Annotated in this window: 4 protein-coding genes; all 4 read right to left on the reverse strand. The window is 36.3% G+C overall.

Going from position 1 to position 2,344, the window contains the following annotated elements:
- A partial coding sequence (locus IAE45_RS18440; RefSeq protein WP_200127834.1) for a DUF4062 domain-containing protein occupies positions 1-195 on the reverse strand: 195 nt, incomplete at its 3' end.
- A 12-nt stretch (positions 196-207) separates the two neighbouring features.
- Positions 208-903 carry a Fic family protein gene (locus tag IAE45_RS18445; protein ID WP_200127832.1) on the reverse strand — a complete coding sequence of 232 codons (696 nt, stop codon included), beginning with the start codon at positions 901-903 and terminating at the stop codon, positions 208-210.
- Between the two features lie 48 nt (positions 904-951).
- The gene (locus IAE45_RS18450; RefSeq protein WP_002385303.1) at positions 952-1,551 is read right to left on the reverse strand and encodes a tyrosine-type recombinase/integrase; all 600 of its coding nucleotides are present in this window, start codon (positions 1,549-1,551) and stop codon (positions 952-954) included.
- Positions 1,552-1,785: 234 nt separating this feature from the next.
- Positions 1,786-2,310, reverse strand: a complete 525-nt coding sequence (locus IAE45_RS18455) for a DUF5597 domain-containing protein (RefSeq protein ID WP_325123440.1) — start codon at positions 2,308-2,310, stop codon at positions 1,786-1,788.
- Positions 2,311-2,344 lie beyond the last annotated feature (34 nt).

The following is a 2,344-nucleotide window of genomic DNA, read 5'->3' on the forward strand; positions in this document are numbered from 1 at the left end:
AGAAGTTCTGCACCTTATAAAATTTGTCAAAAAAACTGTTGCCATTCCAAACGAGGAATATTCAGACAATAGTACTTCAAACCCTAAATCATTTTCTATAACCTTCTTAAGGTCACTTCTAATTTGTTTTAAATCATAACAGGTTGAACTAATAAATACCGTAGGCTTTCTTGCAAAACTAGTCAAAGAAGTCACTCCTTAGTAAATTTATTGAAAAGTAATTCCAAAAATACAGTTCGAATACATAAAATCCAGTATCTTTTCTGCGTCTATATCATCTTCACTATTGTAATAAGCAGAAAGCAACTCATTAAACCTTGTAAACTTCGATTCTGGAATTGATATTAGACCAGCACCCTGATTAAATAAAATCGTATTTGCTGTAATTAGAGCAGTTCTCTTGTTGCCATCCCAGAATATTTGATTTTTCGAAATAAATAGAAACAGGCGCAAAGCTTTTTCCGTCTCTGATATATTTTGCTTCATTATTTTGTCATATTGATCCGTTATCTCATCTTCAGTTAACATTGGCGGCACATATCTGCCTTGAATGGTTGATACTTCTACCCCACCGGATCGTATTTCACCAGGGAAAAGGGCATCTTCCGCTGCAACGATCCGATTAATCCGCTTACTTGTCTCGATCAGGGGATCCTGTACGTCGTTTAAAAGCATTTCAAAGCCTCTTTTTAAGTTAACGACGGTCAGGACATCATCTACCGCCACGTTATTGGCCCGATTATACTTAATAATCTCTTCTGTTTGCAACAACGTTGTGTTTAACCCTTCAAATTTCCCCGCATTATACACCAGTTCTACAATGTTCTTCTTCAATAAATACACCGATTCTTTGCGAGATAAGTGGTATTTATCAGGAAATTTAGGACGATTTTCTTCGTTCATCTTCTCACCTCTTAAATTTTTTCTTCTATTATATAGGGCGTTATTCTGTCACAGATCCAAACTCTTTACGGCGGTATCTTTGTCTTCCTGGGTGATCCCAATATAGCGTAAGGTCTCCCGTTGTGAAGAATGGTTGAGCAGCGACTGAATGATCTCGGTTTTTGTCCCTTGCTTGTACAAAAAATAGCCGAAGGTCTTGCGCATCGAATGGGGGCCAATTTCTTTCAACCCAACCGCTGTTCCAGCTTCATGAATGATCCGCCAAAGGCTTTGTCGGGTCAAGGGCGTATCTGCTCCTTTTCGACTTGGAAACAAATACTTGCTGAAGTCTTGTGCTTGCAGCTGCTCAGGAAATTCGGATTGAACATAATCAAGAATCACTTTTCGTAATTTGTTCGAAATGAAGACCGAATTGTGTTTAGCTGTTTTTTGTTCCTTCATGGCCAGACGTTCTTTGACAATTACCCGACCACGGGAAATTTCTAACACGTCACTTAATTTCAACTGCCTTAAATCGGAGATTCGATACGCTGTATTGATCCCGATCGAAAAAAGCACCAAATTCCGTTGCCCATATTTGCCGGAAGCCAAAATAGCCTTCATGGCATCGATCTTTTTTTTGTCGCGAATCGGTTCCACGCTCTTCATTTTTAGCCACCTCTCAAATGTTACTTAATATAATTATAACAGATAATAAGTCACATTTAAACAAGCTATAGAAAAAAGGCTCTAAAAGAAAAGTGATTTTCTCTTAGAGCCTCTAAGGACGGAGCGATTTCATCGAATGTGACAGAATCCGATTGTGTCGCATTAACAACTCGACTGCATTTTCATTTTATATCATTATAATTATACAGTTTGTGCAAAATCCCATCAATTAAATTAGAAAATATGATATTTAAATCTCAATAGTTTTGGAGTATTTTCAATGCTGATATCGTAACGATCATCACCATTTAATATTCGATTACGAATCCATTTGTTATTTTCAAATTTTCCATCTTCTAAAGTTATAATACCAATATTTCCATAAATTTTCCTTTTTGCTTGTAAAGTCAACGAAATATTTATACCTAATAATACAAACTCTTCTTTCGAAAGTTCAATTATCATTCCAGCTGATTTTGCTATCCCTTTGGTAAAAGGTTTAAAGTTGATTCTAATTTCACATTTAGCAAGCTCGATATTTTCTCCTCGATTTGCATTTGTTTCTTTTGAAAAAGCATGTATCTGATTAGTTCCTCGTTTCTCTATAATCAAAGGAGTTAAACCTTCTAATAAACAATACGCTTCAGATAATAACTCAGCAGTGCCCTCTGGATCAAACGCATCAGCATCAATTGATAAAGTTTGTAAAGTAGAATCTGAATGAATTTGAGCGGCATCTGATATTGGATTTGAGTCAATATCTTGGACACATTTTAGTAGAGACGGTTACGCC

This window comes from Enterococcus sp. S53, assembly GCF_016516865.1.
Taxonomy (GTDB): domain Bacteria; phylum Bacillota; class Bacilli; order Lactobacillales; family Enterococcaceae; genus Enterococcus_D; species Enterococcus_D innesii.